7 protein-coding genes and 1 pseudogene are annotated in these 14434 nt (G+C 61.9%); 3 read left to right on the plus strand and 5 right to left on the minus strand.

From position 1 onward, the window contains the following. Positions 1-150: 150 nt before the first annotated feature. Positions 151-1569: an amino acid permease gene (locus ATH90_RS05705; RefSeq protein ID WP_098465858.1), complete on the plus strand. Its 1419-nt coding sequence runs from the start codon at positions 151-153 to the stop codon at positions 1567-1569. Positions 1570-1618: 49 nt separating this feature from the next. Here ATH90_RS05705 and ATH90_RS05710 read toward each other — a convergent pair whose 3' ends face one another. From ATH90_RS05710 to ATH90_RS05730, 5 genes and pseudogenes are all read right to left on the minus strand, one after another. Then, positions 1619-8095 carry an NEL-type E3 ubiquitin ligase domain-containing protein gene (locus tag ATH90_RS05710; RefSeq protein WP_098467648.1) on the minus strand — a complete coding sequence of 2159 codons (6477 nt, stop codon included), beginning with the start codon at positions 8093-8095 and terminating at the stop codon, positions 1619-1621. Positions 8096-8158: 63 nt separating this feature from the next. Continuing rightward, entirely contained in the window at positions 8159-9292 is a 1134-nt protein-coding gene (locus ATH90_RS05715) for an OpgC family protein (protein ID WP_098465859.1), read from the minus strand. A 149-nt stretch (positions 9293-9441) separates the two neighbouring features. Next, positions 9442-9555: pseudogene (locus ATH90_RS05720) on the minus strand (cupin domain-containing protein); the annotation flags it as partial. Positions 9556-9620: 65 nt separating this feature from the next. Beyond that, a complete protein-coding gene (locus ATH90_RS05725) occupies positions 9621-11240 on the minus strand; it encodes an FMN-binding glutamate synthase family protein (protein WP_034102373.1) in 1620 nt (539 codons plus the stop codon). Positions 11241-11268: 28 nt separating this feature from the next. Continuing rightward, positions 11269-12033: a helix-turn-helix transcriptional regulator gene (locus ATH90_RS05730; protein WP_034102374.1), complete on the minus strand. Its 765-nt coding sequence runs from the start codon at positions 12031-12033 to the stop codon at positions 11269-11271. A gap of 94 nt (positions 12034-12127) precedes the next feature. Between ATH90_RS05730 and ATH90_RS05735 the strand changes: the two genes are divergently transcribed. Together ATH90_RS05735 and ATH90_RS05740 are read left to right on the plus strand one after the other, a co-directional pair. Continuing rightward, positions 12128-12949, plus strand: coding sequence for a carbon-nitrogen hydrolase family protein (locus ATH90_RS05735; protein ID WP_034102375.1), 822 nt, complete (start codon positions 12128-12130; stop codon positions 12947-12949). 135 nt (positions 12950-13084) lie between these two features. Further along, positions 13085-14410: an APC family permease gene (locus tag ATH90_RS05740; protein ID WP_034102376.1), complete on the plus strand. Its 1326-nt coding sequence runs from the start codon at positions 13085-13087 to the stop codon at positions 14408-14410. Positions 14411-14434 lie beyond the last annotated feature (24 nt).

The following is a 14434-nucleotide window of genomic DNA, read 5'->3' on the forward strand; positions in this document are numbered from 1 at the left end:
TACTGCACCCCCGCCGATCCCGCAGGCTGTGCCCTGTCGGACGTACCTGTCCACGAAACAGGCCCGGTTGAAGTTCGCCCCCGGCTTACCCGCCAGGCGCGCGGAACGCTCGGTGGCTCATATCCAATAACAAGACGAGGTTGTACCCCTATGCCAGTTGGCAATCACCTGCCCCATGGCGAGACCGCTCAGGGCGGCCCGCTGAAACGTGAACTGGGCGAACGGCATATTCGCCTGATGGCCCTTGGCGCCTGTATCGGCGTCGGCCTGTTCCTTGGCTCGGCCAAGGCCATTGAAATGGCCGGCCCGGCGATTATGCTTTCCTACATCATTGGCGGCCTGGCGATCCTGGTGATCATGCGCGCGCTGGGTGAAATGGCCGTGCACAACCCTGTCGCCGGCTCGTTCAGCCGTTACGCGCAGGACTACCTTGGCCCGTTGGCGGGCTTCCTCACCGGCTGGAACTACTGGTTCCTGTGGCTGGTGACCTGCGTCGCGGAAATCACCGCCGTCGCGGTGTACATGGGCGTCTGGTTCCCCGATGTGCCGCGCTGGATCTGGGCCCTGGCGGCCCTGGTCAGCATGGGCACGATCAACCTGATCGCGGTCAAGGCCTTCGGTGAGTTCGAATTCTGGTTCGCGCTGATCAAGATCGTCACCATCATCGCCATGGTGATCGGCGGTGTCGGCATCATCGCGTTCGGCTTTGGCAATGACGGCGTCGCGCTGGGTATTTCCAACCTGTGGGCGCACGGCGGCTTCCTGCCCAACGGCGTGCAGGGCGTGCTGATGTCCCTGCAGATGGTGATGTTCGCCTACCTGGGCGTGGAAATGATCGGCCTCACCGCCGGTGAAGCGAAGAACCCGCAGAAGACCATTCCGAATGCCATTGGCTCGGTGTTCTGGCGCATCCTGCTGTTCTACGTCGGTGCGTTGTTCGTCATTCTGTCGATCTACCCGTGGAACGAAATCGGCACCCAGGGCAGCCCGTTCGTGATGACCTTCGAGCGCCTGGGCATCAAGACTGCCGCAGGCATCATCAACTTCGTGGTGATCACTGCCGCGCTGTCGTCGTGCAACGGTGGCATCTTCAGCACCGGGCGCATGCTCTACAGCCTGGCGCAAAACGGCCAGGCGCCGGCAGCCTTCGGCACCACCTCGCGTAACGGCGTGCCGCGCAAGGCGCTGCTGTTGTCGATTTTTGCGTTGCTGCTGGGCGTGTTGCTCAACTACCTGGTGCCGGAAAAAGTCTTTGTCTGGGTGACCTCGATTGCCACCTTCGGCGCAATCTGGACCTGGGTGATGATCTTGCTGGCGCAGCTCAAGTTTCGCCAGGGCCTGAGCCCGGCCGAACGTGCCGGCCTCAAGTACCGCATGTGGCTGTACCCGGTCAGTTCGTACCTGGCCTTGGCGTTCCTGGTGCTGGTGGTGGGCCTGATGGCGTACTTCCCGGATACCCGTATCGCGCTGTACGTAGGCCCGGTATTCCTGGTGCTGCTGACGGTACTGTTCTACGTGTTCAAGTTGCAGCCGACTGACGTCGGGCAACGGGCCCCCCACTCGGTTTGATGGCCAACACCCTGGAGCTTGCGGTTTCAGCAGGCTCCAGGGTGCCGACTCAGGCGTGTTGCAAGGCGGCCTGTGTGGCGACGGTCAGCTGTCGCACCAGAAGGTCATGTTCATCCTTCTCCCAATCGACCAATGACTGGCGCCGCTCCAGATATTCGTCGGAGGTTTTGTTGGGCAGCTCTCGTTCCAGCAACCTCACTTTGTATTGAGTACGGTCCTTGATGGTGGAAAAGGGCTCCGGGTGACTCCTTGCCAGGTACTCGATCCAGAACCCTTCCGTCAACAGCCACTCTTGCAAGGCCGGGCTTTGACCCAGCCGACGCAGTTGGACGCGGGCATCATCGAGTACCGCGTCGGTCACGTAGCGCTCGACGGTATACAGCAACTCCAGCGGGTAGAACGGCAGATCGAACTCCGCGGCCATTTGGGCGCGAAAGTAAATGCAGACCTCGGCCGGATCGACCTCCAGGTTGGCCAGTTCCCGTTGCCGGATGAAGTTGTCGGAAATATGGTCCAGTTGGTTCAGATAAAAACGCCCGGTGGACAAGGCAATCAGCTCCCGGTCGCTTTCGTAGGTGCGAGGCTTGTTCTTGGCCTGGTGAATCCGGTGTTCCAGCTCCATTTTGGTGAAGGCCAGCAGGGCACTGTCGCCGCAATCCCCCGAACCATAGGTATTGAGGAATACGTTGTTACGTAACTCTGTCGATTCCCCCATCGCCAACAGCAACGTCCATACGCGGGTGGTCAGCGATTCCCTGGATACCCTCGACCCGACGTAGGCGTAGGTTTGGGTCAGGTCTCGAAGGACCTGGAATGCGTCATCCGGGCGCGTCTCCTCACTGAGCAGCAAACTCTCCCACAGCAACTTGCGCTCGGGGTACTCGCTGCCGGGCACCCCGTCCAGCCACTGGTTGAGTTCGTCATCGACCCCTGGAATATGGCGCAGGCCACCGAGGGCGCCGCCCAGGTCAATGCCGTTGCGACGTCGGTAGTCGGCAATCTGCTGACGCGCCGTGCCTGATAAGGGGTTGCTGTGCAAGAAGGTGTTGCGGTTGGTCGTTGCCAGCCGCGTGTCGGTCAACACCTGTTCGGGAATGCTGCTGATCAGGTTGTCCTCCAGGTGCAGGGTCAGCAGGCCGGGTAATTCCCAGGTACCCGTGGGCCACTGGCTGATCTGGGTATTGCGCAGGTTCAGGTAGGTCAGTTGGTTGAGCCGGCTTACGTCCGGTGTGTTGCCCAGTGCGTTATTGCTCAGGTCGAGATGCTTCAAACCGACCATGTTGGCCAAGCGTGCCGACGCTTCGTCGGTCAGGACCAAGCCGTTGCGGGACAGGTTCAGGTGGGTCAGCTGTGTCATGACGGTGATGGCTTGGGGTAAAACGTTCAGGCTGCAGTCGATCTCCAGGGAATTGAGCCCGGAGAACTTGCCCAGGAAGGCGTCGCCGCTGTCCGGGAAGGCGTTGCCCGAAATCTTCAGGTGTTCGATGTGTTCGAACCCTGTGAGGCTGGCGATGAACGAGGCCGGGGGCAGGTTGATGTCGTCCAGCTGCAGCGCCAGTGAATGCACATGGAACAAGCCGGTGATATAGCGCCGTGGCTCTTCCCGTCGCCAGGCGCGGCGCAATTGGTTGGCCACGAAGCGGCGGCGGCCCAGGTGCTGACCGAGGGGGTCGTTGTCGGGGTCGTCCATCGCCTGGTAGGTGTCGGACCAGCGTGTCAGTTCTGTGTCCATGGCGCTGTATTCGGCCTGGCGCCGGTCAAGTTCGATCATCGCGAGGGGCTCGCTCGTATTCAGTGAGCGGATAAACCGCTGGGCATCGCTGCTGCTGAAGCTGGGGTACAGCTCTTGCACCTTGGACACCAGGTCGAGTGGACGATTGGCACCGAACGGCCAGTGCCATTGCCAGATCGGGTAGGCCAGGAATGATCGGTCGACCCGCATGGGGGGCTGCATCCAGGGTTGCAGGTGGGGCAGGCCCAGCACGCCTTTGATGTCCACCCGGCGTCCTAGGGCCAGGGCTACCAGCTGTTCGCGCAAGGCGGACAAGTCTTCAGTGTCGGTGATGCCCAGGCTTGCCTGTTCGCTGGCAGACAGCAATGTCACCAGCGCGGGCAACAGCCTGTTCGAGGCGCTGCCCATCGGCCTGCCTGCGGCATCGTAGGCCTGATATCCACGGTCGGTCCTGGCCAGCAGACGACGCACCGCGCCGTCCAGGTGCCCTGCGCTTTCCAGCAACCTCCCTTGAGGGTCGCCTTGATGGATATCGACGCGCATTGCCCGTGGCCAGTCGGGCAGGAACTTGAGCAGGTACAGCGCGATCTTGTCGCTGTCCGGGTTGGCGCAGGACGGCAGGTACAACCCCTCGTACGCGCGGTTCAACCGCAGGTCGTGGCTGGACAGGCGTGCCTGCTCCGAAAGGCGCAGGCCCACCTGGTTGTTTTCATTCAGCTGCTTGAGTTCCCGTGGCGACGCGTGGCTGAGGATCGCCTTGACGGTACTGGTGGGCAGGTTCGGGTGTTTGGCCTTGAAGCGTTTTTCTTGCGCGGAGCCATTGCGTTCGCTGCTTGCGTAGATTGAATCTAAAAAGCCCATGCGTTCTTGCTCAGTGTACGCAACGATTTTGGTCACCAGTTTGAACAAGCGTTCGTCGTCGGTGGCGGGCGTTTCGGCCAGCAATCCCTGGCAAACGTGATCGTTCTTGATCACGGCGCCAAGCAATTTTCCGTCGAGGTAGTCCTGTTCCGTCACCGTGATCCTGCGCGCCGTGGCCGGTGCAGTGTCGGGGTATTGCTTCAGCACGCGTTGCTGCTCGTCGACAATTTGCAGCACATGGTCGGAGGGCCAGCCACGTAACCCGATCAGTGCCAGCAATTGGATTTCCGGGCGTGCTGTCTTTGCGGCGGGGTCGATGCGTATCGCCTTGAGAAACAGCTGGATCTCCTCATCGATCTTGAAGCGTTTGCAGGTGTCGGCCAGCAACGGTGGCGCGGCCCGCCCCGAACGGTGGACCTGGCGCAGCACTTCTGGCGAGGTATCGGTCAAGGCCATGATCTTGCCGGCCATGTCCTCGGTGAAGGCATAACGGTGATTGCCCAGACGGTAAAGCAGGCGGTGGTTGTCCCAGGTCATCGGGTTTTCGCTGGATAAGCGCCAGGCCCCGTCACCGTTGTGCTCAAGGGTGGGGGTGTTGACTCCGATTTTTTGCGGGTGGACCAGGCGCCACTTGAGCAGGTCTTTATCGAAGGCGATCCGATACAAGGAGCCCTGCAGTGGCAAGTAATGCCGGGCGTTGAACTCGAAGGGGCCGTCGGCCTTGGGCGTCAGGCCGAGCGGTAGCACCAGTTGTTGTTCGTACTGCACCAGGGAGCCGTTGACCAGGCTGACGAACCCCTCGGGGCTGCGCTGGGTACTCATGTAGTCGCCCAGTGTCTTGCGCAAACCCTTGGCGTCGTCAGCGCTGCTCATGCCCAGCAATCGATGTTCGTGGGGCTGCAGCACCGAACCGATCGCCAGGTAAAAACTGTCGACCGGGGGCGACACCGGGATTTCGCCGCCGTTGCGCATATCGTAGGCCCTGTAGTCGCCACCGCCGTAGTGACGCAGCGCGACGGTGGGATCGTCGGGGCCGGTAGATGCGTAGAGTTCGCCGCTCGCCACATCATTGACGACAAAGGGGCGCTTGAGCGTGTGGCGCACCAGCGCCGAGGCGAATTCCCTTGCCCATTGATCGATGTCTTCAGTGAACTCACGGGGGTGGTACAGGCCGTCGATCACCGCGTCGATGCGCAGCGCGGTGCGTTGGTGATCCAGCAGGTCGCGAAACGTCAGCGGCAGGGTGCCGTGTTGCAGGTAGTCCTGTTGCTGGCGCGGCGTCAGGGGTTCTTGCTCCAGCAGGCGCTTGAGGTTGGCGGTGGACAATGGTTGGTTCAGGTCGCGTAGTTTTTTCAACAACGGGGTGACTGTCACCAGTGGTGGCGCAGCCTTGAGCGGCAAAAAGCGGCGAGCGCCGAGGGGAGGGATGAGCTCGGTTTTTTCGTAACCGGCGTAGTTGACCACGGCGTTGAACAGCGTAATGCGCTCGCGGGCGGCCAGTTGCGCGACCTGGCGACGCAAGTGACTGAGGCGCTGCTCTTCGCTATGCGAGACCCCGCCGTCCTTGCCCAGGCTCGACGCGCCGGGCTGTTGCCGCATGATCAAGCGCAGCAGCGGGTCTACCGTGCCGGGCGGCAGGCGCTGGTTGTCCGCGTCACCGTAGCGGCCATCCTCCTGGCGGGTGAGGTACACCGTAGGCGAGGTGGGCGAGGGCAGGACGGACGGGCTGTAGGTCTCGATCAATACGCCGTGCTCATCCCGCACGCTCAGCAGCGTGTCGGCCGGCCAGCCGGGCAGTTGCGTCAACAGGCAAAACACCAGGCTGTCGCCATGGGGCGGCAGGTAGCCCGGCTCGTCGAAGCGCTCGATGACCTGTTGAATGACCTGGTCGGCCTGCAGGCGCCGCACGCCTTCGATCAGGTTCAGCGGGGCCGCCTGCTCGCTCCAGACCGCGTCCAGGGCGGTGCGGGTGGTCGAGGTGCTGCGCAGCATCAATTCCAGGTCGACATCCGGGGTGATGGAGGAACCATTGGGCAGCATGCGTTGCAGCAGTTGTACGTCGGATAAGGTGTGGGCGTTTTTCAGGTCGAACACCCAGGCCTGCAAGGCCGGCTCGAAGAGGATGGGCGGCGTGTAACTGGCGCCGGTCCCGTGCTTGAGGGTGTAGCGCATGCTGTGCGGGTCGCGACGGACTTCTACCACCAGGGTCTGGGCGCCCTCGCGCAGTTTGGCGTAGGTCTTGCCGTCCAGGGTGTAGATGCCCAGCGCGTCAGCGGTCCGCCCATCGAGCAGGTTCTGCCGTGAGTAGGCATAGGGCGAAGCGTCGGGTTTCCATAGCTCCTCGGTGCCGTCGGGACGGATCACCTTGCGCGGGTTACCGAGTGTCTCCAGGTAATTGAGCATGCGCAGGCGATGAGCGCGGCCGGCGACACTCATCAAGCGGCCGCTGATGGCGAGGTCGGCCAAGTCCGCCAGGGCGGAGGCGAAGCTGTTGGCCTGGCCTTTGGACGCATCGTCCAGGCCCTGGGCCAGGCTGTAAGTCATGCTGCCCAGTACGGTCAGTTGCATGATCCGATTCATGCCGCTGACACCGCCGGGCATGGGGGTCAGCAGCAGGTGCAGGACTTCCCCGGCGACGGCCGCCACGGCGTCCTTGAGCGCCCGCCAGTCAGCTTCGGAGCGCTCGGTGGCGAGGGTGGCGAGGTCCGACTGGTAACGCTGGATCAGGCGACGGGTGAATGCGTCGACCAGTGATAACGGGCGGCCGGTCTTGGCGTCGGCGGCGAAGCGCACAGTGTCCAGGGTCCGTGGTGCAAAAGCTGTGTGAAACCCGTCGTACAACGGTCCTGCCAGCCAGTTCAGGCCTTCCGGGCGTGGCTCCTGGTTCAGGAGCGAGGTGAAGACCGACAGGCCGATCAAGGGCAACTGCCGGGAAAACCAACCGAGGTCCTGTTGTTGCTGGCTGTCCTTGAGTTGCTGGCGCAGGTCGGCTTCGCCCGCCTGGGCGTCGATGTGATAACGGAAGGCACCGCCGGGGCGCTGGGGGAAATACGTCACTACCCCGAGGCTGGCGACGCGAATCAGCAGCAGTGGTAGCGGGATCACGTTTTCCCAGGGCACGAACGGGACGGACACGATAAGCGTCAGGCCCGAGGTCAGGCCCAGGGTGTCGAATGCCAGTGACGGCCCCCTCTCGGTGAGGCTGGCGCGCAAGGCGTCATACACTGGCTGGGTGAGCCCGGTGGTGGCACGCAGGCGCCAGGACTCCAGCAGGTCAAACTGCAACGTGGCTTTTGCGGCGGTGGCGAACAGGTTGCGCAATCGGCCGTTTTCCCCAAGTGCCGCATCGGTGCGTACCCGCAGTTGACCACCGAGGTTCAACGCTCGGGCCGTGTTGATAAACCTCAAGGTGTCGAGAGGCGGGCCAGGGCCGACAATTTCACTGGCCTCGACCTGGCTGAAGCCGGAGTCCTGGATGATCGAATGGGTAAACCCGAAATTCAGGCAGGCTGCCTCCCAGAGCGTCATGTCCTTGGTGTGCAGGGTGAACTGCCATTCGTCATAGGCGCGGCGCGGTCGATCGTCACGCTGGCGAGGCGGCGGGTCCCAGGGAAACGGTTGCTCGCGTTTCTCCAGGTAGGTGGTGTAGATCCGGTACTGCTCTGGATCCCGGCCCTCCAGCTTGTCGCGCAATTGCGCAAGCCCCTGGGTCTTGAAGGCCTGGACCAGCGCATTTTTTGCACGGTCGAGCGCGGTGAGCGCCTGCTGGGCCTCGCGTTGCAATTTCAGGTAAAGCGCTTGTTCTTGCGCGGTCAGGCTGCTCATGGCTTGCACAACATTGCGCTGGATCAGGTCCAGCGCCTGCTGCTGTGCCCAGGTGGTACTCGATTGGAGGTTGCCGGACAGACCGTTGAGGAGTTGATGGGTCGGCATGTGCATTGGCCTTTCACGAAGAGTGGAAGGCCAATGGGAGCATGCCGTTTTTTCGCTGCGGGGCTAACTATGTAGCTGTTGTCGGGCCGGCACCGGTTGGCTCAGGCGTTTATTGAATTCCAGCCAGGCGGCCAGCGCGGCCATCAGCCCGGCACCCACCAGCGCGGTGAACACCTGTACGGCGAAGGTATCGCCAGCCAGGGCGTTGACCATGTCTGCCAGTGGCGCCAACAGCACGCCCAGGCAGAACACCTCGAGGGAAAAACGGCCCATGCGGCAGACCTCGGCGGCCAGTCGGTTTCGTGTCCACCCGGCACCCGGCAGCAGCTTGGCGGTGACGTACGCCAGTGCGAGGAAGTGCACCAGGCGCACTGGCGACAAGTCGGTCTTGCTGATCGGGTACAGCAGGTCGCTCAAGGCTGACGGCATCAGTGCATCGTGGACCTCGGGCAAGCGCCAGCCGAGGGTGATCACGCCGGCCACCAGCACATACAGCGCCGCGGCGACGAACAAAGGCTGGCGCAGTAACGGCCGGGTCTCGGGTTGGCGCGGCTGTTGTGCGTGAATCGCCGCGGCTGCGCCCAGCACAAACAGAAATTGCCAGGTCACTGGGTTGAAGTACCACACGCCATCGGCAATCGCGCGCAGGTTCCACCCCATCCAGGGGGCCAGCAGGTACACCGTGGCGGACACCGTCACCACCGTCCAGGTCTTGCGGATCATCAGCGGCAACACCACCGACAGGCCGGCCAGCAGCACGATGTACAGCGGCAACGGGTCCATCAGGTTGGGCTTGAAGCGCAGCAGCAGCTCATCTGTAAGTGCCTGCTGTGGGTGGGTGACGAAGTGCGTCAGGCCCATCTCTTCGACCAGGTCACGGGTTTCCACGTGGCTGTTGGCGTAGAAGACGATGCCCATCAGCATGGCTAAAAGAAAGATATGCACCACGTACAACACCCAGGTGCGCCGCAGGATTTTCAGGCAGGCCATCCAGTAGCCGTCGCGCTGCATGATCTTGCCGTACGCCAACACGGCGGCAAAACCGGCGAGGAACACGAACACCTCGGCGGCATCGCTGAAACCGATATTGCGCAGGGTGATCTGGCCCAGGGGATTGTGGGGGACGTGATCCCAGAAAATGAAGATCAACGCCAGGCCCCGAAAAAAATCGATGCGCGGGTCGCGTCCGTTCAGCATGGCTACGGGCTCTTGAGCAAGGTGTTTAGTAATGACAAGCGAGCGCGGTTGTTATCGTACGCCGCACGTCGGGCGGGCGCAGGTTGGCGGTATTTGTAAGCAATTGCAAAGGTTGGGTATTACTGAATGTCTCTAGATATCAATGATCACTGGCGTGCCATGCGCAACACCTTGATCAGCGCCGGGCCGACCTGGCCCAGGCGCCTTGATTTCCAACTGTCGGGCAGTTGCCCGGCGATGGCGGCGAAGTCCACTAACGGCATGTGAGGCTCCTTGTTTCAACGATGCCGTCGGTGGTCCGGTTCAGCGCAGAAGGGGGGTACTGATGTTACGCAGCGCTGGCTTCATGGGGTTCAAAACTGTCCGCCCGTGCCATCTGCCACATGCGCGAATAGAACTCGCCGTTCACTTCGCCGGTGAGCAGTTCGCCTGGCTTGAGGAACACATGCAACTGCGAGAACAACTTGATCTCGGTCGCCGACATGCGCCGTACCAAGTGCTTGGCCGATAGCTGCGACGGGTGATCCAGGCCCGCTGCCGCGAGCATTTCCGCCAGGGCCTTGAGGGTGTTGCGATGGAAGTTGAACACGCGCTGGGCCTTGTCGGGTACCACCAGCGCACGTTGGCGCAAGGGGTCCTGGGTGGCGACACCGGTCGGGCACTTGTTGGTGTGGCAGCTTTGCGACTGAATGCAGCCGATGGCGAACATGAAGCCGCGTGCGGCGTTGGCCCAGTCTGCGCCGATGGCGAGGACGCTGGCGATATCGAAGGCACTGACGATCTTGCCGCTGGCGCCAAGCTTGATCTTGTCGCGCAGGTTCAGGCCCACCAGGGTGTTGTGCACGAACAGCAGGCCTTCACGCAGCGGCACGCCGATATGGTCGGTGAACTCCACCGGTGCGGCGCCGGTGCCGCCTTCCTTGCCATCGACGACGATAAAGTCCGGAAGGATGCCGGTTTCGAGCATGGCCTTGGCGATGCCCATGAACTCCCACGGGTGACCCAGGCAGAACTTGAAACCCACCGGTTTGCCGCCGGACAGTTCGCGCAGTTGGGCGATGAACTGCATCAGTTCGATAGGCGTGGAAAAGGCACTGTGGCGTGACGGCGAGATGCAGTCTTCGCCCATCATGATCCCGCGCGTATCTGCGATTTCCTGGGTGACCTTGTGCTTGGGCAGGATCCCGCCATGGCCGGGCTTTGCGCCCTGGCTCATCTTGATTTCAATCATCCGCACTTGCGGGTCTTGCGCCTGCACGGCGAAGCGTTCCGGGTCGAAGCGGCCATCGCTGGTGCGGCAGCCGAAGTAGCCGCTGCCCAGTTCCCAGGTCAGGTCGCCGCCGTTTTCGCGGTGGTAGGGGCTGATGCTGCCTTCGCCGGTGTCATGGGCGAAGTTGCCGAGTTTGGCGCCCTGGTTCAACGCGCGAATGGCGTTGGCGCTCAACGAGCCAAAGCTCATCGCCGAGATGTTGAACACCGACGCCGAGTACGGCTGCTTGCACTGCGGGCCGCCGACCATCACGCGAAACGCGCTGGGGTCGCTCAGCGGCGCGGGGCGCATGGAGTGGCCGATGAATTCGAAGCCCGACTGGTACACATCGATCAGGGTGCCGAAGGGTTTGTCGGCGGTTTCGTTCTTGGCGCGCGAATACACCAGCGAACGCTGGGCGCGGGAAAAGGGCAGGGCATCGCTGTCGGATTCGAGCAGGTACTGGCGGATTTCCGGGCGGATGGCCTCCACCAGGTAACGGATATTGCCCAGGATCGGGTAGTTGCGGCGTACCGCATGGGGGCTTTGCAGCAGGTCGAACAGGCCGATCAGGCTCAACACGCCGGTGACCAGGGTGATCGGCCATAGCCATTCATGTTCGATAAAGGGGAGGCTGGCGAGGGTGAAAATGACGCACACGGCAAAGAAGGCGTAACGGCTTAGTAACGACAGGCTCATACGGTTTTCCTTGGTTCGGACTCATCGGCTAGGCGTTTTGCGCCTGTAGAAAGATCGAGAACAGCTCAGACTGGGATTTGATCCCTAGCTTGCTGTACATGTGTTTCTTATGGACTTTCACGGTTTCAACAGAGATTTCCAGCTTACGAGCGATTTCCTTGCTGGAGCAACCGCTGAGCATCAAGCGGCCTACATCCAGCTCGCGGGCGGTGAGTTGCGCGCCCCAGTCATCATTCTGGATCGGCGGCTGCGGCGCGCTGACCTGGTTGAGTTCATAGGGCAGGCGCTGGCGCAACAGGCTCAGCACCCAGGGTTGTATCAGCGACAGCAGCGCAATCTGCTGCGGGTCAAAACGCTGTTTCGAGCCCAGGGACAGGCATAGCGTACGCCCATCCGGCAGTTGGCAATTAAATTGGATTTCATCGGCAACCACGTTCAGGCGGAAGTAGCGCTGGTAGTACTCGGTGAGTTCAAAGTGCTCCGGCGCGACTTCCGCCAGGCGGAACAAGCCGGTGCGCGAATGTTCACGGCTGGCGATGTAGAACGGGTCGAGCAGGTACAGGCCGTTGAGGTAGTCCTGGAACAGATGGTCTGGCGTGCCGTCGGCACCGGGGCATTCGGCGAACACCAGCGGGCGGTGCTCGCTGCTGAACAGCACCACCACCCAACTGTCGAACGGCACGTACTGGTCGAGCAAACGCACCAGTTGGGTCCAGAAATTGGCCTGGTCGAGGGCGTCTATCATTTGCCCGACCGAACGGTGCCAGGCGATGTCGTGCAGCGAGACTGTCATTCGTCTACCCCCATAGGGTTACCCCGGCGGCGTGATTTGCGCGACGGGTGCGGCTGCGCATACTGCGCCACAGATAAAACAACAGGACGTCCCAATGAAGGTCGAATTTGCCCAGTTGGCAGGCCGCGATAACGGCACAGCTTACAACCTTGAGCGCGCTTTGGCGGCGATTGCTGCAAGTGCAGTCGACACGCAACTGATCGTGTTCCCGGAAACCCACCTGATGGGCTTCCCTTCGGCCGAGACCGTCGCCGACATCGCGGAACCCCTGGATGGCCCCACTGTGCAGGCCATTATCGACGCCTGCCGCGTGCGCGATATTGCGGTGGTGATCGGGATGGCTGAAAGCGAAGCAGGCCAATTCTATAACACCACCGTGTTGATCACCCCTGACGGCATCGCCCTGCGCTATCGCAAGACCCACCTATGGGCCTCGGACCGTGGCGTGTTCACCCCGGGTGATCGCTACGCCACCTGCCTGTGGAACGGCGTGCGCGTCGGGCTGTTGATCTGCTACGACATCGAGTTCCCGGAAACCGCGCGTGCCAACGCGCAACTGGGTGCCGAGTTGTTGATCGTCACTAACGGCAACATGGACCCGTATGGCCCCACGCACCGCACCGCGATCATGGCGCGCGCCCAGGAAAACCAGGCGTTTGCGCTGATGGTCAACCGTGTGGAGGAGGGCGATGGCGGGTTGTTGTTTGCGGGCGGCAGCGCCTTGGTCGACCCCTTTGGCACGTTGCTGTTCGAGGCCGGGCGTGAGGAAGGGCAGTTCACCGTCGAACTGGATCTCGACCAACTGGCAGCGGCGCGCAAGGACTACCGCTACCTGGATGACCAGCGTTTGAAATTGCCCGGTGAGGTGATCGAGCGCAGCGATGGGACACGCGAGTTGTTGATCCCACGCCCCTGATCTGTGAATCGATCCTCGTGTCGAGTGGGGCAAGCCCACTCGCCACCGAAAACGTGCTTGACCATAAGAAAAATGACACCGGCTTCACCGACTTCAGTTCTGCCATAAATCTAATAAATCAGCGGAGAATCGCTCATGGCTCGTTTGCAACGCACCCTGTCGTTAGGGTCGGTGGTGCTGTTTGGCATCGCCTATATGACGCCGATCATTGTGCTCGGCACCTTCGGCATCCTGGCGCAATCCACCGCCGGCATGGTCCCCGCCGCTTACCTCGCCGCCCTGGTGGCGATGTTCTTCACCGCCATGAGCTATGGGCGCATGGCCTCGGCCTTCCCGGTAGCCGGTTCCGCCTACAGCTATGTGCGCAAGGCCATCAGCCCCAAGCTGGGATTCATCGCCGGTTGGGCGGTGTTGCTCGACTACCTGTTCCTGCCCATGGCCATCTGGCTGATCGGCGCGGCGTACCTGAATTCGGCGTTTCCGGCGGTGCCCCAGTGGGTCTGGGTGCTGGCATTCATCGGCATCACCAGCGCCATCAACATCGTCGGCCTCAAGTTGGCCAACGGCATCAATGCCTTGCTGATGCTGGTGCAGTTTCTGGTGCTGATCGCGTTTGTCGCGTTGTGCATCCACTACATCGGGGGCGATGCGAGCAAGCCGCTGTGGACCATCACGCCATTCTTCAATGGCCAGATGCAAATGCCGTTGATCATGAGTGGCGCGGCCATCGCCTGCTATTCGTTCCTGGGCTTTGACGCGGTCAGCACCCTCACCGAAGAAACCCGCGACCCACGCCGCACCATTCCACGGGCGATCATGTTGATCACCCTGATCGGTGGGCTGATCTTCGTAGCGGTGTCCTACTTTGTGCAGATCGCTCATCCATCGTTCGAATTCACCAATGTGGACTCTGCGGCGTATGAAATCGCGCGCAACATCGGTGGTGACCTGTTTGTGTCGATCTTCCTCATCGGCCTGATCGTGGGTCAGTTCGCCTCGGGGCTGTCGGCCCAGGCCAGTGGGTCGCGCTTGCTGTTCGCGATGGGCCGCGATGGTGTGTTGCCCAAATCGTTCTTCGGCACCCTGCATGCGCGATTCGGCACGCCGGTCAACAGCATCTTGCTGTGTGCAGTGGTGGCACTGCTGGCGTTGAAGCTGGACGTGACCACCTCCACCTCGTTCATCAACTTCGGTGCGTTCCTGGCATTCAGCCTGGTGAACCTGTCGGTGATCTTCCACTACTGGATCGGTGCCAGGCAGCGGGGTGTGCGTGAGCTGATCCTGTTCCTGGTGTTCCCGGCCATCGGCCTGCTGGCGGACCTGTGGTTGATGGTCAGCCTCGATCACTTGGCAATCTACCTGGGCCTGGTGTGGTTGGCGATTGGCTTGGTTTACCTGGGCGTACTCACCCGCGGTTTCTCGCAACAGCCACCGGAAATGGATTTCCAGGAAGCGGCATAGACCGTCCCGGTCTATTCTTATTGC

Source organism: Pseudomonas lurida (assembly GCF_002563895.1).
Lineage (GTDB): Bacteria > Pseudomonadota > Gammaproteobacteria > Pseudomonadales > Pseudomonadaceae > Aquipseudomonas > Aquipseudomonas lurida.

What these genes read in the sequence shown, in the direction of transcription:
- ATH90_RS05735 (WP_034102375.1), top strand. Translation starts at nt 12,128, where the DNA reads ATGAAGGTCGAATTTGCCCAGTTGGCAGGCCGCGATAACGGCACAGCT.
- ATH90_RS05725 (WP_034102373.1), bottom strand. Translation starts at nt 11,240, where the DNA reads ATGAGCCTGTCGTTACTAAGCCGTTACGCCTTCTTTGCCGTGTGCGTC.
- ATH90_RS05730 (WP_034102374.1), bottom strand. Translation starts at nt 12,033, where the DNA reads ATGACAGTCTCGCTGCACGACATCGCCTGGCACCGTTCGGTCGGGCAA.
- ATH90_RS05710 (WP_098467648.1), bottom strand. Translation starts at nt 8,095, where the DNA reads ATGCCGACCCATCAACTCCTCAACGGTCTGTCCGGCAACCTCCAATCG.
- ATH90_RS05740 (WP_034102376.1), top strand. Translation starts at nt 13,085, where the DNA reads ATGGCTCGTTTGCAACGCACCCTGTCGTTAGGGTCGGTGGTGCTGTTT.
- ATH90_RS05715 (WP_098465859.1), bottom strand. Translation starts at nt 9,292, where the DNA reads ATGCTGAACGGACGCGACCCGCGCATCGATTTTTTTCGGGGCCTGGCG.
- ATH90_RS05705 (WP_098465858.1), top strand. Translation starts at nt 151, where the DNA reads ATGCCAGTTGGCAATCACCTGCCCCATGGCGAGACCGCTCAGGGCGGC.